Raw genomic sequence first — 19,205 nt, forward strand, 5'->3', positions numbered from 1 at the left:
CCGCCCGGCAATTCAAGCGGCGGGAAGCAATCCGGCCCGCACATTCCACGCGAGCGTCTCCGCCAGCGTCCCGGCAAGCGAGGCAAACGGCTCCGGCGCGTAGCGCGCGCGAAACTCGGAGCTGTCGAGCACCCAGCGGTCGGGAAAAATCTCGCGCACGCGATCGCGAGTCAGGCTGGGAGCGGCATCGCGAAGCGCCGGCACAGCATCGACCACCGCGGAAACCCCGCGCAGCAGCGCATGGGGCAGCGGCAGAATGCGCCCGGGCCGCCCGAGCACATCGGCCGCGGTCTGGATGAGCTCCCGATCGGTGATCGATTCCGACGCACAGGCCGCCAGCGGCGTGGTCGGGGCGGGCGCGGCATCCTCGAGCGCCCGCAGAATGGCCCGCACGAGGTCGCCGACAGCAATCCAGCTGTAGGTCTTCGGCCGCAGCCCAGGCTTGATGCGCACGGCACCGGCGGCCATGCGGAAAAGCGGCAGCGTGGCGCGATCCCGCGGACCGAGAATCATCGGAGGCCGCCAGACCAGGGTTCCCGGCCGCTCCACGAGGAGACGACGCTCCATCGCGAGCTTGGATGCGCCATACCACGTGAGCGGAGCATCCGCGTCGGCCGCCGTTCGCACGATCTGGCCCGCAGGGGTCGGCCCGCCGGCACTTTGCGACGAAAGGACAACCGTGCGCGTGCCAGCGGGCAGGCGCGTGAGCAGGGCGAGGGATTCGTCGACGTTCACGCGGAAGCATTCCTCGCGACTTCGCGAAAAGAGGACGCCCGCGCAGTGCACGGCGTGGTCCACTGCCGGCGGCGGCTCGCCCCAGGGCATCACCCGCAGATTTCGGGGCAGTTCGGCAAACCCCTCGAAGGCGAGCTGCCGGGCGAGCTTCCCGGGATCGCGCACGCTGGCGACGATTTCCTCGTAACGGCCGTCCCGCAGGACCTCGAGCAGAAGGTTGAGTCCGACGAATCCCGTGGCGCCGGTCAGAAACAGGCGCATGGACGTCAGGCGGCCGCGAAGGGAATCGGGCGCTCGTAGATGCGGAACGTGCGATTGACGAAGCCGCCGAGCAGCTCGCCGTTTGCGATGATTTCCACGTTGTTCTCCTCCATCCAGCCGAGTTCTGCGGAGGGATAGCGGTCCCGCGCGCGGGCAAATTGCTCTCGCAGCAGCCAGGCGTGCAGACCGCGGTCGCGGAACTGCGGCAGGATGCCGTAGACCGTCTGGCGGCAGGACGTGATTTTCCGCGTCTTCATGCGCCAGAGAATCACCGGCAGGCGCAGCAGATGCGGCACACGCTGGAGGCCGTGCAGGATTTGATTGAAATCCGGCAGCGTGAGCGCCACGCCTGCCGGTTCGCCGTCCTTCTCCGCAATGAGGATGATCTTCGCGTCGGCGAAAGCGCGCATGTCGTCCGCCGCGCCGAGCAGATCCTCCATGGCGATCGGCACGAAGCCCCAGTTTCGCTCCAGCGTGTCGTTGTAAACCGCGTGCACGATTTCCAGCTCCTTCTCGAGCTTCGGGAGACTGATCGGACGCACCGTCATCTTCGAGCGCGCGGCGACCCGATTTGCCATCCGCTCGAGCCGTTCGGGTGTCGGCACCCCGGCCATCGGCAGGTGCATGCCGACGAGGTTTCGCACGCCGACGAAGCCCGCCTGCAGCAGGAGCGGCTCGTAATACGCAGGATTCCACGTGAAGCCGATGCACGGCGGCTTGTCGTGCGAATCGACGAGCAGGCCGCATTCGTCGTTGATGCTGGGATTGTAGGGCCCGCGCATGGCGGTGAGGCCGTGCTCGCGGAGGACGGAGGCGGCGCGATCGAACAAGGCGCGCGCGATCTCGGCATTGTCCTCGCAATCGAAGAAACCGAAGAAGCCCACCGTGTCGCCGTAACGGGCATTGTGCGAGCGATTGACGACCGCCGCAATGCGTCCGACGACCTTTCCTCCGCGACGCGCGAGGAACGGAAAAATCGTGCCGTGAACCCGCTGAAACGGCGAGTCTGGCTTCAGGTATTTTGCGACGCTACCGGGAAACGGCGGGATGAAACCCGGTTCCGTTCCGTGCAACGTCTCCGGCACCCTCTCGAAGCGGGTCCGATCCCTCGGCGTAAGACAGGCTGAAATCGAAAACATTTTTGCGGCGGCCGGGTTCTGAATATGCGGGGTCGTCGAAGGTGCCAAGCTCCCTCGCCAGCCGGGCAAAGATATCCAGCACGCGGTCGAGATCTTCGTCCGTATGCGTGGCCATGAAACTTGTGCGAACGATCGCCTCGCCGTAGCGGACGGCCGGGTAGATCGCCGGCGTGGCAAACACGCCCTCCTCGTAAAGACGCTGGGTGAACTGGAACGCCCGCGCCTCGCTGCCGATGAGAATCGGGACGATCGGCGTCTGCGTGGTGCCGATCTTGAAGCCGAGCGACTTGAAGCCCTCGTGCATCTTGCGGGTATTGCGCCACAGCGCGTCGATCCGCTCGGGCTCGCTCTGCATGAGCTCGAGCGCCTTCAGCACGCCCCCCGCCACCGCGGGCGCCAGCGAAGCCGTGAAAATGAAGCAGCGCGCCTTGTGCCGGAGAAATTCGATGACTTCCTTCGAGCCGGCGATGAAGCCGCCCATCGAGCCAAGCGACTTCGAGAACGTGCCCATCACGAGGTCGACATCGTCGTTCACGCCAAAATGGTGCACCGTGCCGCGACCGAGCGGCCCGAGCACGCCCAGGGCGTGAGCCTCGTCGACGTAGGTGAGCGCGCCGTATTCCTTCGCGGCCTCGATGATTGGCGGAAGGTCCGCAATGTCGCCCGACATGCTGAAGACGCCGTCGAGGACCACCAGCTTGCCGGTCGCCTCGGGCAGACGCTTCATCCGGTTCCGCAGCGAGACGGCGGAATTGTGGCGAAAGGGGACGAGCTTGGCCGGAGCGAACTGGCAGCCATCGATGATGCTCGCGTGGTTCTCGCGGTCGCAGAGAATCGCATCGTCGTCCTCGGTGAGAGTGGCCAGGGCGCCCTGGTTTGCAAAAAAGCCGGTCGAGAAGAGGAGCACCGCCTCGCGCTGGAGGAATGTCGCCAGGGCTTCCTCGAGCTGCTCGTGCAGGCGGATGTTGCCGTTGAGCAAGCGGGAGCCCGTGCAACCGGAACCAAACCGCCGCACCGCATCACAGGCCGCCTCGACCACGCGCTCGTCCTGAGCGAGGCCGAGGTAGTTGTTCGACCCGATCATGATCTTCTCGGCCCCGTCGCAAACGACGTGATTGCCTGCCGTGTCGTCGATGCGGCGAAAATATGGATAAAAGCCCTGGGCTCGTGCGTCGGCGGAATCCCGATAATCCCGGCACTTTTGTGTTAAATCTTTCGCCACCTTGGAAATAATAGACCGTTCTTTCGCACGAATTTGTGCCGTCTCAATCCATTTCGTCTCCAAAAGCCCTCCGTATCAATCAAAAAGGAGAGCCTCGCATGATCGGAGAGCACGAACCGAGGCAAGGGAAGCGAATCCCGTGCCAGTGATTACGCCGCTTGCCAGCACCGGTTTTCTCGGTCACTGTCTGGCCCCTCGGGGCGTAGCTTAGCTTGGTAGAGCGCCTGGTTTGGGACCAGGAGGTCGCAGGTTCGAATCCTGTCGCCCCGATTTTCTTCGACAGGATGAGAACAATCGTTCGACCGCCCGCGCGCGAGCGCCTCCTTTCGCGAAGTCCCGCTCGCGGAGCCCGGCATTTGCCGGGATAATCCTGTCGCCCCGATTTTTTCGTTTCGCATTTCCCGGAATGTCGCCTCGCCCGCCCGGTTTTCTGACGATGCTGCGCACGCTGTTGCGGGATTCGGCGCGGGAAGGCGCCGCCGCCCTCCGGGGCGATCCGGAAATGCCGGCCGAGGAAATCGTCCGCCGGCACGCCATTTGTCGCTCGAACGCCTGCGGCCAATACCTCGACCTTCACGATCAATGCGCCGAATGCGGCTGCCGCGTGGCGGTGAAGGTCGCCTGGCGCACGGCGGCCTGTCCGCTCGGGCATTGGCAGGCCCTCACTCCGATCGTCGTGCCGCCGCAGGACCCGCCCGCGACTTGATTCCCCCGGCGTGACGTGCGACACCGACGCCCTGCCATGCGCCTCGCCCTGAAAATTCTGGCCGTCCTTTTCGTCATCCTCGCCGGAGCGGCGATCTACGAGGGCGTCCTCAAGGTCCATGCCTACCGCGAGACGCAGTTCGCCGGGCGCGAGCTCACCCAGGTCCAGTTTCTCTCGCTGGCACGGAACCTCGGTTTCACGTGGCTCTTCGCGGCGATGTATGCGGCCATCGGCGCCGGCCTCTGGCAGCAGCGGAAGTTCACGTTCATCCTGGTGCTCCTGTTCGCGACGCTCGTCGGCCAGTGGATGAACGTCGGTTACCGCAACGGCTTCGTGCTCTCGTTCGTCGCCCTCGCGGTGCTCGCCGCGCCGAAGGTGCGGGCGTCATTTCGCAACTGACACGCATTCCGTTTTGAGTTCTGACGCGGCGCGGGTAGGCTGCCCGGAACGATGAATCCGCCGGTTGGCACCATCACTTTCCTCTTCAGCGACATCGAGGGCAGCACCCGCCTCTGGGAGCAGCATTCGGAGGCGATGCGCCTGTCCCTGCGCCGACACGACGAGATCCTGCGCAATGCGATGGAGTCGCACCACGGCTTCGTCTTCAAGACGATCGGCGACGCCTTCTGCGTAGCCTTCGATCGCGCCGGCGACGCCTTTGCCGCCGCCGCCCAGGTGCAGCACGAATTGCACGAAGAGGAATGGGGCCCAACCGGGCCGCTGAAGGTGCGCATGGCCCTGCACGTCGGCGCGGCCGAATTCCGCGACGGCGACTACTACGGCAACAGCCTCAATCGCGTCGCCCGCATTCTCGCCGCCGCGCATGGCGGTCAGGTGCTGCTTTCGCTGCCGGTCGAGGAACTCGTCCGCGACCACATCGCGCCCGGCCTCATGCTGCGCGACCTGGGCGAGCGCCGCCTGCGCGACCTCATTCGCCCGGAGCATCTCTTCCAGCTCGTTCTTGCCGGCCTGCCGGCGGACTTCCCGCCGCTGCGCTCGCTGGAAGTCACGCCGAACAATCTTCCGACGCTGTTGAATACCTTCGTCGGCCGCGGCCAGGAGCGCGACACCGTGAAGCAGTTGCTCGCGACCACTCGCCTGCTCACGCTCACCGGCACCGGCGGCACGGGCAAGACGCGCCTCTCCATTCAGGTCGCCGAGGAATCCCTCGCCGAATATCCCGACGGCGTCTGGCTCGTGGAACTCGCGACCATTTCCGATCCCGACCGCATCGTCGAACTCATGGCCGAGACCGTGGGCCAGCGCGAGGAACCCGGCGAATCCCGCCGCGCCGCGCTCATCCGCTACCTCTGCGGCCGGCGCATGCTTCTCATCATCGACAACTGCGAGCACCTGCTCGAGGCCTGCGCCGATCTCGTCGCCGAAATGCTCCGCAGCTGCAGCACCATCCGCATTCTCGCGACCAGCCGCGCCTCGCTCGGCATCGCGGGCGAACGCACCTGGGCCGTGCCGCCGCTCAGCGTGCTGAATCCCGCCCGGGACCTCTTTCAGATTTCCGACATCGTCGGCGTGGTGTCCCAATACGAGGCCGTTCGCCTTTTCATCGACCGCGCCGCCGCCGTGAAGCCCGGCTTCGAAGTCACCCGGCAGAACGCCGCCGCCATCGCCCAGATCTGCTGGCGACTCGACGGCATCCCGCTCGCGATCGAGCTCGCCGCCGCCCGCGCCCGCGTCCTCACGCCGGAACAGATCGCCCAGCGCCTCGACGACCGCTTTCGCCTGCTCACCGGCGGCGGCCGCTCCGTCCTGCCGCACCAGCAGACGCTGCGCACGCTCATCGACTGGAGCTACGACCTGCTCTCCGAGAGCGAGCGCGTGCTCTTTCGCCGACTCGGCGTCTTCGGCGGCGGCCGCACGATCGAGGCCATCGAGGCCGTCTGCACCGGCGACGGCGTCGACACCTACGACGCGCTCGACCTGCTCCAGCTCCTCGTCGACAAGTCGCTCCTCAGCGTCGAATCGGACGCCACCGACGCGACCCGTTACACGATGATCGAGTCCGTCTGGCAATACGCCCGCGAGCGCCTCGAAGCCTCCGGCGAATTCCCGGCGCTGCGCGACCGCCACCTCGATTACTTCCTCGTCCTCGCCGAAGAGGCCCGCCCCCAGCTCGAGAGCCTCAGCACCGCAAGGTGGCTCGACCGCGTCGGCTCCGACATCTTCAACTTCCGCCTCGCCTTCGACTGGGCCGCCGCCAGCACTCCGGAAAACACGCAGAAGGGACTGCGCATCGTCGCCGCCCTCACCCGTTACATCGAGATCCGTGGCAACTTCGAGGAAGGCAAGGCCGTCATCGAAGATCTGCTCGGGGCTCCCGGCGCCGAAGCCCCCACGCTCGCCCGCGCCGAGTCGCTCGTCGGCGCCGGCCGCATCGCCTGGTGCCGCGACAATTCCGAGGCGGCCGTCGGCTACTACCGCGAGGGCGTCGCCCTGTTCGAAAAGCTCGGCCGCACACGCGACGCCATCTTTCACAACGCCTTGCTCGGCTTCGTGGAAACCAACATCGGCATCACCGACGGCGTCGAAGAGCGCTTCCGGCGCGCGCTGGAGGCTGGCCGCGAACTTCAGGATGTCAGCCTCACCGCGATCGGCCTCAGCGGCATGGGAAGTTTTGCGGCGCGGCGCGGCGACAATACCGAGGCCCGGCGCCTGCGCGAGGAGAGCCTCGCGATCTACCGCTCGACCGGCGATCAATGGATCTCCGGCTACCTGCTCTGGGGCATTGCGAAGGCCTGCGCCATCGACGGCGATGCTCCCGCCGCCCGCGCGGCGCTCGAGGAATGGACGGCCATCGCCCGGAAGTTCGGCAACCGCTGGGTCACTCCCTACCTCCTCCAGATTTTTGCCGAAGTCCTCCTCATCGAGAAAGACGCCCCCGCTGCCGCCCGGGTTCTCGGCGCCTCCGAGGCCGGCCGCGAAGCCCTCGGCATCACGCTCGACGTCATCGATCGCGCCGACTGGGAGCGAACGGTGAGCACGCTCGGCCGCGAGCTGGATGCCCCGGCCCGGCTGCGCGAATGGAATACCGGCCGCCAGCTCGGCCTCTGGGAGGCCATCGACTTCGCCATTCACAACCGCAAGAGATCCGCCGCCGCAGCCGTCGCGGCCTGAGGTCCGTGAGCACGTTCACCACGCCGGATCCCCGCTTCGCCAGCCTCGGCCGCCTGCTCGGCGCCGGGGCCGTTGCCCGGCTCGCCCGCTCCCATGTCGTCGTGGTCGGCGTCGGCGGAGTCGGCTCGTGGACCGTCGAAGCCCTCGCGCGCTCCGGCGTCGGCGCGCTGACGCTCGTCGACATGGACGACATCTGCATCACGAACGTCAACCGCCAGCTCCCCGCCCTCACCTCCACCGTTGGCCAGGCGAAGGTCGCCGTCCTCGCCGAGCGCATCGCCCACATTCATCCCGGCTGCGCCGTCACTCCCGTCTGCGAATTCCTCACCGAATCGAATGCCGCCCGCCTGCTCGACGGCCCGTTCGACTTCGTCGTGGACGCCACCGATCGCATGTCCGTGAAGGCCGCCATCCTCGGCACCGCCCGGGCGCGCGGCATTCCCGCCCTCACCGTCGGCGGGGCGGGTGGCCGGGCGGACGCGACCCGCATTCGTTGCGTCGATCTCGCCGAGGCCGGCGGCGATGAGCTTCTCCGCCAGGTCCGCCGCAAACTCCGGCAGCACTACGGCTGGCCGGGCGGCAACGGCAATTTCTACGACGTCCCCGCCGTGCTCTCGAGCGAGCCTCCGGCCTACCCGTGGAGCGACGGCCGCGTCTGCGCCACGCCCGAGCCGGATTCGTCGCTCAAGATGGACTGCGCCACCGGCTTCGGCGCGGCGTGCTTCGTCACCGGGGCCTTCGGGTTCGTCGCTGCCGGCGAGGTCGTCCGCCGATTGGTTCAGGAGCCAAAAAGCCTCGCATAATTCCCGGCCACCGGCCCCGCGAGCTCCGCGACCGGCATCCCGCGCAACTCCGCCAGCCCCGCGTAGACCGCGCCGAGATTGCCGGGATGGTTCACCCGCTCGCCCGTCGCGGATCGCGCCGCGAACTGGTCGAGTTCCTCCGGCAGCGGCATGTCCGGCGCATCCGTCTCCACCAGCAGCCGATCGAGCGGCACCGCGAGGAACGCCTCCCGCTTCCGCTCCCGATTCGCCGCGAGGAACGATCCGGAGAACGAGAAATACCCGCCGCGCTCGACAAAGCCGCGCACCATTTCGACCGGCCCGCCATACGCATGCAGGAGGAACGGGGGCGCCGTTGCTTCGTGCAGCACCTCGTTCAACGCGCCCCACGCCCGCAGGCAATGGATCGTCACCGGCAATCCGCGCCGCGCCGCCTCCCCCAACTGCCACCGGAAAATCTCCAGCTGCCGGTCGAAATTCCGATCGGTCTTCCACCGATCGAGCCCGATCTCCCCCACGACGCCTCCGCCATCCAGCCGCGCGCTCAGTCGCTCCCGCCATTCCGCCGAGACCTCGTCGACCCGCCAGGGATGCACGCCATAGCTCGCGCGAATCCCCGCGTGCGCCGCCGCCAGCTCCGCCACCGCGGCCCAGTCCGCCTCGCTCGTGCCGTTCACGACCATTCCCGCCACCGCACCGCTCGCGAGAAAGGCGTCGCGCCACGGCGTGAGCTCCGCCGCCTGCAGGTGGTTGTGGGCGTCGAAGATCTTCATGTCGCCGAGAGCGCGCGGATCCGCTCGCAGACCTTCCCGAGGCCGTGCAGTCGCGTCGGCGAAAGCACCCGCGCAATGCCGAGGTCCTCGAGCAGCGTCGGCTGGAAATGCGCGGCCTCGGCCGCCTCCGCCCCGTCGTAGAACTCCGCAAGAAACGCCGCGAGCCCGCGCACGATTCCCGCCTCCGCATCCAGCCGCAATCGCAATGCTCCGCCGGCCACCTCGCCAGCCAGCCACACGCGCGAGACGCAGCCGGGCACAAGGTTCGCGTCGATCCGCTCCGCGTCGGTCAGCGGCTCCAGCCGCGACTTCCGCCCCACGATCGCGGCCAGCCGCTCCTGGGGATCGGGCACGAGCCGGTATTTTTCGGTCCACGCCGTTTGTTTTTCCGCAAGCGTCACCCCCGCACGATAGCGCGTCGCCCCGCTCCCGACAGGCAGGAAATCCGTCCCGGGCTTGCAGCGGCTGCGAATCTCGGGTTGGCTAGCGCGCAGACTGCTCCGCAGCATGATGCGATTCGCCGCCCCCCTGCTCCTCGCCAGCGCGCTCCTGCTTCTGGTCGCTCCGATCGGCGTTCGCGCCCAGGTCCCTGCCGGCGCGCCTCCCGCGGCCGCGAACGGCCCCACCGTCCGCAATCTCGTCTTTCTCATCCGCGGCCCCGACGGCGTCGTCAGCGCGATTCGCACCACCTCGTTCCAGCAGCAGGGCGCCGTGCTTCTGCTCGTGAATACGAAGGGCGGCCGCGCCATGGTGCAGGCCCGCACCGTCGCCGGCCAGCTGGCCTGGCTGACCGACGAGCAGCTCGCCGTCGCGAACACCATCGACATCGGCGTTCTCGCCACCCAATACGAGCTCGCCGCACGCAACATGCCCTCGGTGAAGAAGATGCTCGGCGAAGAAGCCGCCCGCCTGCGCGCCGAGCAGAAACGCCGGGCCGACGCCCTCGCCGCCGAGAAAAGTGCGGCCGAGGCGCGCATCCAGGCCGCCACCTCCTCCGTTTACGATCCCGGCGCCGGTTACACCGCCGAGGCCCTCGACGGCCTGCTTGCCGCCGCGGAGGCCGTGCGCGCCGAGAATCCCGCCGCCGCCCCGCGCATCGATGCCTGGGGAAAGCCCTTCCGCGCGCATCTCGAGCGATTGAAAGCCGGCGAAGTCTACGAGAACGGCGCGTGGATCACGAAGGAGCAGGTCGCCGAACGCGCCCGCGCCGAGCGCGAAGCCGCCTTCCAGCGCAGCCTCGCGGACCTCACGATCAGCGCCGTCGCCCTGCCCGCGGACGCCATTCAGGGCCTCGCCCGGAATGCCGCGATCTCCGCCGGCGTCGCGATGCTCGTCGGCATCGGCCTCATCGTCTTCGCGCGGCGCCGCATCGCCATGCGGGCCGTCGGCGTCGCCCTGCTCGTCGGCGGCCCGGGCTATCCCGCCGCCCTCTTCTTCCTTGCCACGCGCACACCCTCCGGGCTTCCGACGGAATCCACCCCGGCGGACCTGCAACCCGTGCTCCTCGCCCTCGAGGCCGCGGCCGACTCCGCCACGCCCGCGGACAGCCAGACGCTCTCCGAGGCCGCGGTGAACACCTTCCTCGCGCGGTTTCTCCGGATCGAACGCGCCGCGAACCCCACCGGCTGGGCCGCCACCCGCGAGGCCATCGCCGTCCGCCTTCTGCCCGATCGCCTGTTCCTGTTCGAGCTCCTCCGCAGCACGGATCGCGAATGGATCATCCGCTACACCCTCGACTTCCGCCCCCCCGGCGTGACGCCGCCGCTCGTTGTTTCCAGCGTCACCCTCGGCGCCCTCGACCTGCCCACCGGCGTCGCGCAGGCCCTCTGGAGAAATCTCGAGCCGCAGCTCGCCGGCCTCCTCTCCCGCGTCCATGTCACCGGCGGCCTGAAGATCCAGAATCCCACCGACGGAGCCATCAAACTGGCGCCGCAGACCCTGAAGCCCGACGCCAGCGCTCCGCTCGTCATCCCTCCTCCGTCTTTTAACGAGAATTCACCCGGCCAATCCCCCACCCCCGAGCGAAAAGAGGAGTCCACCGCATCACCGACTCCCATGCCATGATCCTCGACGCTCACTGCCGACTCTCGCTCGAAGCCACCTCGCCCGTTCCCGTGATCTTCATGCTCCGCCCGCGCAGCGGCTGGGGGCAGTGGGTGATGCGCGAGGAATACGTGATCGAGCCGCACGTCCCCATGTCCGAATACACGGACGACTTCGGCAACCTCTGCCAGCGCGTCGTCCTGCCGACCGGCCCGTTCTCGCTCGAGGCCAGCTGCACCGTCGACACCTCCGACACGATCGACGTCGATCCCGAGGCCACGTTCGTCCCCGTCGAGCTGCTGCCCGACCCCATCCTCAAGTTTCTCCTGCCCAGCCGCTACTGCGAGTCCGACCAGCTCGGCCAGCTCGCCCACTCCATCATCGGGAACCTCCCGCCCGGCTACCAGCAGGTCGAAGCCATCACCCGCTGGATTCACCAGAACGTCACCTACCAATACGGCACGAGCGACGCCTCGACCTCCGCGCGCGTGACGGCGGAATCTCACACCGGCGTCTGCCGCGACATGGCCCACCTCGGCATCGCCCTCTGCCGCGCCATCAACATCCCCTCGCGCTTCGTCTGCGGCTTCCTCCACGAGCTCGATCCCATGGACCTCCACGCGTGGTTCGAGGCCTACGTCGGCACGCGCTGGTATACGTTCGACGCCACCCAGTCCGAACCGAAAGGCAACCGCATCGCCATCGCCTACGGCCGCGATGCCGCGGACGTCGCCCTGCTCACGCAGTTCGGCCAGCTCCAGCTGAGCGACATCAAGGTGGATATCGGCCCGCACAAGGGCTGATCCCCGCTTGCCATCGCCGCCGCCACGCGCGAACCTCCCCCGGCATGGGCCCGCAGGATTTCCAATGAGGACCACGGACCCCGAGGTCGCGATCATCGGCGCCGGCCCCTGCGGATTGCTCACCGCGCTCGTCCTCGCCCGCCGCGGCATTCGCTGCGCGGTCTTCGAGCGCCGCGCGGAGCCGCTCGACCACCCCCGCGCCATGGCGATCAGCCGGCGCACGTCGGAAATCTTCCAGCAGCTCGGGATTCGCGACGCCATGGAGGTCTCCCATCTCCGACCCGGCGACTACGACCTCGCGATCTGGGAAACCTCGCTTGCCGGCGAGATCCACGGCCACGTGCCGTGGCGGCCGGACGATCCCTCGGTCGTGCCCTATCCCGGGCTCCACTGCCCGCAGACCGTCACCGAGCGCGTGCTTCGCGAAGCGCTGGCGGCCGAGGCGACGGCCGGCGTCTTCTTCGATCACGACGTGCTCTCCCACGAGGAGACCGCCGACGGCGTCCGGCTCCAGATCCGGCGCAGCCCGTCCGACGCGACGTTTCCCGTCGCGGCCCGCTACGTCGTCGCGGCCGACGGCGCCGGCAGCCCGATGCGGCGGTCCCTCGGCATCGAGGCCATCGGGCCGGGCGACCTCGGCCACTTCCTGAATACCTGCTTCCGCGCGCCCTACGGCGCGTCTCTGCGCGAGCGCCGGGCCGTGCTGCACCACCTGCTTCGCAAGGATCTCTTCGAGGTCTTCGTGGCCATCAATGGCGACGACCTCTGGCTCATGCACCACTTCCTCCAGCCGGGCGAAGATCCCGCGGACTACCCGCCCGAGCGGCTCGCCGACATCGTGCGCGAGGCCTCCGGCCTGCCCGAGGTGCCGGTGGAAGTGCTCGGCGTCACCCAATGGGTGATGAGCCCGAAAATCGCGAACGCCTTCCGCAAGGGCCGCGTGTTCCTCACGGGCGACGCCGCGGCCCGCCTCTCGCCCGCCGGCGGCCTCGGCATGAACACCGGCCTGCAGTCCGCGCACAATCTCGCCTGGAAACTTGCCGCCGTCCTGCGCGGCGCGCCCGCCAGTCTGCTCGACAGCTACGATACCGAACGCCGCGGCCATGTGATGGAGACCTTCTCGACATCGAACGATTTCGGCAAAGAGGTATGGACGATCCTCGAAGCCGGCCTTGCCGGCGATTACGCCCGCGTGCGGGAGCTCGTCGCCGGCAGTCGCCGCGGCGGCGGCGGCCTGGGGCTCGACCTCGGCTTTGCCTATCGGCAGGGCGCCCTCGTGCCCTCCGCGCAGGCCGCGCCGCAGTGCGGCATCGACGCCTACACGCCCTCGGCGCTTCCGGGCCGGCGCGCGCCGCATTGCCGGCTCGGCGACGGCGAACAGACGTTCTCCTGCCTCGATCTTTTCGGCCACGACTTCGTGCTCCTCGTCGCGGGCGATCCCGCGCCCTGGCGCGCCGACACCCCGCTTCCCGGCGGCTACGGGCTCGAGATCCACGGCATTGGTGCCGCGGGGCTCCGCGACGTCGACGGCGCGTTTGCCAGCATCTACGGGCTGGCTCCCGGCGAGGCCGTGCTCGTGCGGCCCGATGGCGTGGTCGGCGCGCGACTCACGTCCAGCGACGCCCTGCCGTCGGCGCTCGCCACGATCCTCGGCGGCGGCCCCGCCGTCGCGTAGCCCCGTCAGTCCGCGGCGTCCTTCGCCTCGGCCGGCTTCGCCGCCTTCTCCGCAGATGGCCCCTCGGCCGCCCGCGCCAGCACCTTCGAGAGGCGATGCAGCATCCACGCGCCCAGCTCGAAGGCATCGGCCAGCGCCGCGACCTCCGGCGCGGCGGATTGCGCCTTCGCCCGGTCCACCTGCGCCTTCACGTAGTCGCCGCGCCGCTTCGTCAGCGCCCGCAATTTCTCCACCGCCTCCGGACTGCGCTCCTCCGCCGCCCGCCGCGCCGCCCGGATGAGTTCGTGCAGCCCGTGCTTGAGCGTGTAAACCGCGTCCCGCAGGTCGTCCCGCTCCCGCACCTCGAAAAGCGCGTCGTTGAACTCCCGCACGGAGTCCTCGAAATACCGCACCAGCGACAGCTCGGCGCGCAGCAAGTGCAGCAAATACGCCTCCCGCTCGCTCAGCGAATTTCCCGCCGCCAGCCGCGCGCCGTATTGCTCGATCGTCGCGCTCAGCTGGCCAAACGCCGCGTCGCCGATCGGCTCGCCATCCTCGCCAATCTCCGCCTTCACCGGGTGCACGTGCACCGCCACCAGTAACCGCGACAGCTCCTTCGCCATCAGCTCCACGCCCGTCGTCGGGTCGTCCAGCGCACCGTCGGAGAGAAACTTCGGCGCCGCCAGCTCGGCGGAGGACTCGCCCGGCAGCCACGCCTCCAGCCGCCGCATCACCGGCCCGATCGCCAGCGCCATCACGCTCGCCGGCAGCAGATTCGAGAGCAGGAACACCAGCGCCAGCTCCAGCTTCGGCCCCACGCCAGCGTGCTCCACCGCCGCCAGCACCAGCGGCACGCCCGCCTTCTCGACGAGGAACAGCCCCGCCATCAGCAGCCCGCTCCACGCGCAGAAGACATCCTCGAACCGCACCAGCCGCTTCGACGGCCGGTCCAGATTCCACGCGAGGAACACCCGCAGCGCGATCGCCCCGAGGTTCGTCCCGTAGATCAGCATCGCCGCCTGCTCCGGCGAGAACGACCCCACCCCCGCCAGCGTGATGATCAGCATCGCCGCGCCCGTGTTCGACTGGAGGATCGCCGCCACCAGCACGCCGATCGCAAACGCCACCAGCGGCGCATCCACCGTCGCCGCCAGCATGTGTTGAAACCACGCCTCGTTCCGCAGCGGCGCCGCCCCGTCGCCCATGCTCTCGAGCCCGAAGAGCACCAGGCCCACGCCCAGCAGCACCCCCGCCGCCGCCCGCCACCGCGGCTGCCTCACCGTCCCCGAGAAAATGCCCGCCGCGCCCACGAGGTAGGCCACGTAAGGGTGGATATCCAGCGTCACGATGAACGCCAGCGCCGTCAGGCCCACGTTGCACCAAAGGATCACCGGCGCCGCGCCCCGCGCCGTCACGAACCCGCTGCGCACCATGCCCGCCACGATGAACGTGACCGCCGTCGCGCTCTGCATCAGCGCGCCAAAGCCCATGCCCGTCAGCCCCGCCAGCACCGGCCGCTCGCTCACCCGGTGGATCGCCCGCCGGAAGCTCGGCCCCGAAAGCCGGCGCAGGTTTTCGCCCACGAGCTGGATCCCGAGGAAAAACAGCCCCAGCCCGAGAATCAGCGCACTCAGCCCGTGCATAAGGAGAATGACTTAGCCGCAGAGACCGCCGAGGACACGAAGAAAGACGACCGCGCCGGGCTTCGCATCAGCAACTCCGCCACGCCGCCCCCCCGGGAAGACCGAAAGCGAGAGAACTCCTTCGCCCCATTCGTCAAAGGCATCCGCCTTCCTCCGCGCTCTCTGCGTCCTCTGCGGTGAAACCTCACTCCCTCACCAGGTGCGAGAAATCGTGCTCCGTGAGCTGGTCGATGCGGTCGATCGTGAGGTCCGCCGGCGGGTATTTCTCCTCGATCCCCGGCTCGTGCGCGTAATGGCCCTGGCGGACGAACACCGTCGTCAGCCGGTCGCCCCAGATCGCCTTCATCGCCGTCAGGATGCGCAACTTGTCATCCATCATCACGTAATGCTTCGCCGGGTGGATTCGCTCCACGTGGTCCAGCTCCTCCTCCTTGTGGATGTAGATCATCACATTGCGCACCACCGCCTCGAACAGCCCCGAGCGCTCCGCCTTCCGCGGCTGGAACACCGCATCGCCATCCGAGAGGATCGCCACCGTCCCCCACTTCTTGCAGTGCTGGATCGCATCCAGCGAGCCCGGGAACAACCGGTTCGCAAACGGGTAATCCACCAGCCACGAAGAGAGCCGCAGCAGCCGCGCATCCCGCATGTCGCTCACCCGGTAGCGCTGCAGCGCCCCGAGGTAATCCGCATAGCCCAGCTCCACCCGCAGCTCCTCGAAGATCTCCCAATACCGCTGGCTCACCGCCGTCCCAAAGTGCCGCGTGAGGTGGTGCCGCATATCCTCGGTCACCCGGTCGTTGTTGAGCAGCGTATTATCGATATCGAACAGAAAGACAACCGGCTCGGGAGGCTTGCTCATGGCGCCGACCCTAGGCCCCCACCCGCACCGAGGCAAACCCGGAACACAGGCCGGACGGATAAGGCGAAATATACCCCACCCCTTTATCAGCCGAGGCAGGAGTAGCTTGATTGGCTCATATCGCCCTTCTATTGAAGACAAGCATGCGTTGGGTAGTTCTTTGTCTGGCTATTGGGTGCTCAACGTCTTTCGCGGCCAGCTACAAGAAGCTCGGGACAGTTCCATACACCGCCACGGCCGTTGCTCCGGTCTCTCGATCGGGTGACGCCGTCTACATCGCCGACGGGAGTGCCGGGAAATTCGACTGCGGCCAAATCCAGATCCTTGAGAACGGAAAGAAACGCACGATCCATGTCTTCAACGGCTATGGAGGCAAACACCCAGCGGAGTTTGTCACGACTCGGAAGGCGGTGGTCGGAATCACGGACGCAGGCGGGCGATACGGCTCGGGAACCGTCTTCGAACTGCGTGGAAAGCGCTTCCGGATATTAGCCCACTTCCCGGAAGCCTTCGGAGCTCCGAGGACCCTCTTCGTGAGTGGGAAAACCATTTACGGTGCTTGCGCCAACGGCGCCTACCGGTTGCGGGGCCGAACGTTGGAGCTCTTTCCCCTTCCAGTCATCGCTTCAGCGGTGATTCTTCGGGGCAACCTGTATGCCGCGAAAAACTACCTTGGTTGGCTTTACCGCTTCGACGGGACGGCCTCGACCTTGATCACCGAGAACTGGTTCTCGTGGACTGTGCCCGGCCCACGCGCCCTACTCGGGATCACTGCCTATGGCGGGCGATACGGCTACGGCAGCATCACGGAGTTCAACCCATCGACCGGAGCGATGCGAACGATCGTGAATTTCCAAAGCTACAACGGAGGCCGGCCCGGCGAGATTGTCGTCCTGCGCAATGGCAAAATCTTCGGCGCAAATCCGGACGGCATTTGGCAAATCTCGAAGCGTCCTCGGAAAGTGTTGGATATCGACTCCGTGCAAATGCTGGGAACCGACGGCCGACGACTCTTCGGCCTAGCCGGCTTCCTTTCGAAGACAGTCTTTCGCCTCAGCCCCTAACTCTAAAAACAACGATTTCGAGGCGCGGAACACTTCTCGTGAGAACGTGGGTTCCTCTAAGGGCATAGGTCCCACAACTTGACTCATCGTCTAAGGACCGATCGTCCATGACGCGCCAGTCTTCGGCGCATGTCGAAGACTCCCCGCCCGCATACCGACCCGCCAAATTGTAGCCGATCGTCCACAGACGGCGGCGCCGTTTTCACTCATCGTCCGTCGATGACCGCTCCCGTCGCCAACAGCTACTTCTCCGGCGCGGGGTTGATGGACATCGGCCTGCGCCTCGGCGGCGTGGAAATTCAGCAGAGCTTCGAGATCGATTCCGTGTGCTGCGCCACGCAGCGACTCAACTTCTCACACGAAACGGTCGAGGGAGACATCCGCGCGAAGCTCGTCGCCGCCGAGAAGCCCTGCGACGTGATGATCGCCACCTATCCCTGCACGCGTTACTCGCCCATCGCCGACATCCACGGCACCCGCACCGGCGAAGACCTCTTTCTCCACTTCTTCCGCCACATCGCCATCCGCGAGCCCGAGGCCTACGTCATCGAGAACGTGCCCGGCATGCGGAAGTTTCCCGTCGTGATGGAGGCGATGACCGCGCTGCCCCGCTATTTCATCAACGTCTTCTGCCCCGTCTCCACGCAAACGTGGCTCCCGCAACGCCGCGACCGCCTCATCATCCTCGGCACGCGGCGGCCCTTCACGTGGCGCCCACCCGAAGCAGGCCATCGCGTCACCCTCGCCGAAATCCTCGAAGACGAACCGGAAGTCGAAATCCCCAGCTACGTCGCAAAGCGCCTCGACGGTGCCTACCGCGACAAACCCATCATCAGCGATCCCTCGCGCGGCGACCTCGCCCCGACTTGCGTCGCGCATTACGCAAAGGACGTCTCCACGCGCCTCGTTGTCGACCGCCGCTTCCCGCGCGGCGTGCGCCCTTACAGCGTCCGCGAATACGCTCGGCTCCAAGGAGTGCCCGACAGCTTCCGCTTCACCGGCACCTCGCGCGACGCCTACCGCATGATCGGCAACGGCGTGAGCGTGCCCGTCGGCGAATGGATCGGGCGGGAGCTCGTGCGGTATTTTCGCAGTTCGTAGAGGAAGCTACGACTTCTTGAAGATCGTTGCGTAGTGCGTCGCGAGGAACTTTTCGTCCGGCAGGGCGGCGTCTTCGGGGAGCCGCAGCGGCTCGCCGACAAACGCGCCAAAGTTTTCCTGCACGCTTCGCTGGGCGAGTTCGCCCTTCAGACGCGGGGAAAGCAGGAGGCGCAAATCTTGGTCGAAGGCAATCAATCCGAGATCGAAGGCCGCGTCGTGCAACCTCGATAGGCAGAGGCCATTTCTCACGTTCAGCCGCTCGTTCTCGGCCACGCTCCACGGAAGGATGTGCGAGGCGACGAGCAGCTCGCGGATGGCGAGCTGCGTGACCCCGCAACGGCCACCGAAGTTGTTCAGCACGGCGTTGCGAAAATACTCCTGCCCACGGCGTTGTTTCACCGTGACGGTGACGTCCGTAGGTCCTGCGGGCGGATTTCGCCGGACGCGGATGCCCGTCTTAGGCACGACTTCGAGAGTCGCGTTGGCCGGCGTGGCGAAGAGCTTCCGCAGCATCTCTTCGCTCGCGGGAACGGTCTCGCCCAAGTTGTCGTGAAACTCTTGCCACATCTGACGGTCGAGGTTGCTCGCGCCAGCGAGCCCGCGAATGCCGCGCATCTGCAAGGCCGGATCGAGGGATGCGAAGTTGCAGAGCTTCATCGCAACGCTGTCGGACGTGCGGCCCAACTTTTCCGCGAGGGCGATGATAGCCGGCTGTCGCGCGTGAAACTGCCCGAACGTGAGCTTGTGGTAGAGATTCAGCGCGACAAGCAATTCGTCGCGAGTCCAACGGCGTCGGGGCGTGGCCATCGGAGCGGAGATTGAAAGGCGGGGCGCTTTTTGTCGATGGGTGATTCGCATCTGGGCGCCTCGGGAGTGCGACCTTGCGGCGAAGCATTGGCAGCGGGTGGCGCGGCGGTTGCGGCGGGCCATTCTGACTTCTCGGAAGGGGCCGGCCGGCGGTTGACGGGGCATTCCGAGAACCCGGAACGCTCCATCTCTCGTGTGGGACGCCCTTCCGAGAACCTGGAATGCTCCATCTCTGGTGTGGGACGCCATTCCGAAAACTCGGAATGCTCCACCTCTCGTGTGAGAACCTGGAATGCTCCATCTCTGGTGTGGGACGCCATTCCGAAAACTCGGAATGCTCCGCCACTCGTGTGGGATGCCATTCCGAAAACTCGGAATGCTCCACCTCTCGTGTGAGATGGCATTCTGAAAACTCGGAATGCCGTCTCAAGCGGGTAGGGAGGGCTTCTGAGAACCCGGAAGCCGTCCTCCGGCGGGC

17 protein-coding genes and 1 tRNA gene are annotated in these 19,205 nt (G+C 67.1%); 10 read left to right on the plus strand and 8 right to left on the minus strand.

The genetic code is table 11. The features are described 5' to 3' along the window. Positions 1-12: 12 nt before the first annotated feature. From VIM61_05750 to VIM61_05760, 3 genes are read right to left on the minus strand one after another with little or no spacing between them, the layout of a single operon-like run. Positions 13-996, minus strand: coding sequence for an NAD(P)-dependent oxidoreductase (locus VIM61_05750; GenBank protein HEY8899896.1), 984 nt, complete (start codon positions 994-996; stop codon positions 13-15). A 5-nt stretch (positions 997-1,001) separates the two neighbouring features. Further along, entirely contained in the window at positions 1,002-2,081 is a 1,080-nt protein-coding gene (locus VIM61_05755; protein HEY8899897.1) for a hypothetical protein, read from the minus strand. Next, entirely contained in the window at positions 2,026-3,357 is a 1,332-nt protein-coding gene (locus VIM61_05760) for an aminotransferase class I/II-fold pyridoxal phosphate-dependent enzyme (GenBank protein ID HEY8899898.1), read from the minus strand. The genes VIM61_05755 and VIM61_05760 overlap by 56 nt, the downstream gene beginning before the upstream one ends. A gap of 196 nt (positions 3,358-3,553) precedes the next feature. Here VIM61_05760 and VIM61_05765 point away from each other — a divergent pair. The 5 genes from VIM61_05765 to VIM61_05785 all read left to right on the plus strand — a co-directional run bounded on the left by VIM61_05765 (position 3,554) and on the right by VIM61_05785 (position 7,998). Continuing rightward, positions 3,554-3,627, plus strand: a tRNA-Pro gene (locus VIM61_05765). Positions 3,628-3,763: 136 nt separating this feature from the next. Next, positions 3,764-4,063: a hypothetical protein gene (locus VIM61_05770; GenBank protein HEY8899899.1), complete on the plus strand. Its 300-nt coding sequence runs from the start codon at positions 3,764-3,766 to the stop codon at positions 4,061-4,063. A 36-nt stretch (positions 4,064-4,099) separates the two neighbouring features. Further along, positions 4,100-4,462 (plus strand): hypothetical protein, encoded by a 363-nt coding sequence (locus VIM61_05775; GenBank protein ID HEY8899900.1) that lies wholly within the window; start codon positions 4,100-4,102, stop codon positions 4,460-4,462. Positions 4,463-4,513: 51 nt separating this feature from the next. Continuing rightward, positions 4,514-7,195 (plus strand): adenylate/guanylate cyclase domain-containing protein, encoded by a 2,682-nt coding sequence (locus VIM61_05780; protein ID HEY8899901.1) that lies wholly within the window; start codon positions 4,514-4,516, stop codon positions 7,193-7,195. A 5-nt stretch (positions 7,196-7,200) separates the two neighbouring features. Further along, positions 7,201-7,998 (plus strand): tRNA threonylcarbamoyladenosine dehydratase, encoded by a 798-nt coding sequence (locus VIM61_05785; protein ID HEY8899902.1) that lies wholly within the window; start codon positions 7,201-7,203, stop codon positions 7,996-7,998. Here the strand turns inward: VIM61_05785 and VIM61_05790 are convergent. Both VIM61_05790 and VIM61_05795 read right to left on the minus strand, forming a co-directional pair. After that, positions 7,974-8,750 (minus strand): TatD family hydrolase, encoded by a 777-nt coding sequence (locus VIM61_05790; protein ID HEY8899903.1) that lies wholly within the window; start codon positions 8,748-8,750, stop codon positions 7,974-7,976. The two genes, VIM61_05785 and VIM61_05790, sit on opposite strands and share 25 nt — an antisense overlap. Next, positions 8,747-9,259 carry a SufE family protein gene (locus VIM61_05795; protein ID HEY8899904.1) on the minus strand — a complete coding sequence of 171 codons (513 nt, stop codon included), beginning with the start codon at positions 9,257-9,259 and terminating at the stop codon, positions 8,747-8,749. Before VIM61_05795 ends, VIM61_05790 begins: the two co-directional genes overlap by 4 nt. Here VIM61_05795 and VIM61_05800 point away from each other — a divergent pair. From VIM61_05800 to VIM61_05810, 3 genes are all read left to right on the plus strand, one after another. After that, positions 9,258-10,814 (plus strand): hypothetical protein, encoded by a 1,557-nt coding sequence (locus VIM61_05800; protein HEY8899905.1) that lies wholly within the window; start codon positions 9,258-9,260, stop codon positions 10,812-10,814. The two genes, VIM61_05795 and VIM61_05800, sit on opposite strands and share 2 nt — an antisense overlap. After that, positions 10,811-11,596, plus strand: coding sequence for a transglutaminase family protein (locus VIM61_05805; GenBank protein ID HEY8899906.1), 786 nt, complete (start codon positions 10,811-10,813; stop codon positions 11,594-11,596). The genes VIM61_05800 and VIM61_05805 overlap by 4 nt, the downstream gene beginning before the upstream one ends. A 64-nt stretch (positions 11,597-11,660) precedes the next feature. Further along, complete coding sequence (locus tag VIM61_05810) at positions 11,661-13,271, plus strand: FAD-dependent monooxygenase (GenBank protein HEY8899907.1); 1,611 nt, start codon at positions 11,661-11,663, stop codon at positions 13,269-13,271. Between the two features lie 5 nt (positions 13,272-13,276). Here VIM61_05810 and VIM61_05815 read toward each other — a convergent pair whose 3' ends face one another. Next, on the minus strand, positions 13,277-14,893 hold the full coding sequence (locus VIM61_05815; protein HEY8899908.1) for a Na/Pi symporter: 1,617 nt from the start codon (positions 14,891-14,893) through the stop codon (positions 13,277-13,279). Between the two features lie 184 nt (positions 14,894-15,077). After that, entirely contained in the window at positions 15,078-15,755 is a 678-nt protein-coding gene (locus VIM61_05820; protein HEY8899909.1) for an HAD family hydrolase, read from the minus strand. Between the two features lie 143 nt (positions 15,756-15,898). On the opposite strand from VIM61_05820, the gene VIM61_05825 reads away from it, so the two are divergent. Together VIM61_05825 and VIM61_05830 are read left to right on the plus strand one after the other, a co-directional pair. Continuing rightward, on the plus strand, positions 15,899-16,819 hold the full coding sequence (locus VIM61_05825; protein ID HEY8899910.1) for a hypothetical protein: 921 nt from the start codon (positions 15,899-15,901) through the stop codon (positions 16,817-16,819). A gap of 219 nt (positions 16,820-17,038) precedes the next feature. Further along, positions 17,039-17,920 (plus strand): DNA cytosine methyltransferase, encoded by an 882-nt coding sequence (locus VIM61_05830; protein HEY8899911.1) that lies wholly within the window; start codon positions 17,039-17,041, stop codon positions 17,918-17,920. Between the two features lie 6 nt (positions 17,921-17,926). On the opposite strand, the gene VIM61_05835 is transcribed toward VIM61_05830, so the two are convergent. Beyond that, positions 17,927-18,727 carry an HNH endonuclease gene (locus VIM61_05835; protein HEY8899912.1) on the minus strand — a complete coding sequence of 267 codons (801 nt, stop codon included), beginning with the start codon at positions 18,725-18,727 and terminating at the stop codon, positions 17,927-17,929. Positions 18,728-19,205: the final 478 nt, after the last annotated feature.

The organism is Chthoniobacterales bacterium, assembly GCA_036569045.1.
GTDB lineage: Bacteria > Verrucomicrobiota > Verrucomicrobiia > Chthoniobacterales > JAATET01 > JAATET01.

Coding starts and splice junctions, on each gene's coding strand:
- VIM61_05815 (HEY8899908.1), bottom strand. CDS start 14,893: ATGCACGGGCTGAGTGCGCTGATTCTCGGGCTGGGGCTGTTTTTCCTC.
- VIM61_05800 (HEY8899905.1), top strand. CDS start 9,258: ATGATGCGATTCGCCGCCCCCCTGCTCCTCGCCAGCGCGCTCCTGCTT.
- VIM61_05795 (HEY8899904.1), bottom strand. CDS start 9,259: ATGCTGCGGAGCAGTCTGCGCGCTAGCCAACCCGAGATTCGCAGCCGC.
- VIM61_05750 (HEY8899896.1), bottom strand. CDS start 996: ATGCGCCTGTTTCTGACCGGCGCCACGGGATTCGTCGGACTCAACCTT.
- VIM61_05780 (HEY8899901.1), top strand. CDS start 4,514: ATGAATCCGCCGGTTGGCACCATCACTTTCCTCTTCAGCGACATCGAG.
- VIM61_05830 (HEY8899911.1), top strand. CDS start 17,039: ATGACCGCTCCCGTCGCCAACAGCTACTTCTCCGGCGCGGGGTTGATG.
- VIM61_05835 (HEY8899912.1), bottom strand. CDS start 18,727: ATGGCCACGCCCCGACGCCGTTGGACTCGCGACGAATTGCTTGTCGCG.
- VIM61_05770 (HEY8899899.1), top strand. CDS start 3,764: ATGTCGCCTCGCCCGCCCGGTTTTCTGACGATGCTGCGCACGCTGTTG.
- VIM61_05820 (HEY8899909.1), bottom strand. CDS start 15,755: ATGAGCAAGCCTCCCGAGCCGGTTGTCTTTCTGTTCGATATCGATAAT.
- VIM61_05825 (HEY8899910.1), top strand. CDS start 15,899: ATGCGTTGGGTAGTTCTTTGTCTGGCTATTGGGTGCTCAACGTCTTTC.
- VIM61_05810 (HEY8899907.1), top strand. CDS start 11,661: ATGAGGACCACGGACCCCGAGGTCGCGATCATCGGCGCCGGCCCCTGC.
- VIM61_05790 (HEY8899903.1), bottom strand. CDS start 8,750: ATGAAGATCTTCGACGCCCACAACCACCTGCAGGCGGCGGAGCTCACG.
- VIM61_05775 (HEY8899900.1), top strand. CDS start 4,100: ATGCGCCTCGCCCTGAAAATTCTGGCCGTCCTTTTCGTCATCCTCGCC.
- VIM61_05805 (HEY8899906.1), top strand. CDS start 10,811: ATGATCCTCGACGCTCACTGCCGACTCTCGCTCGAAGCCACCTCGCCC.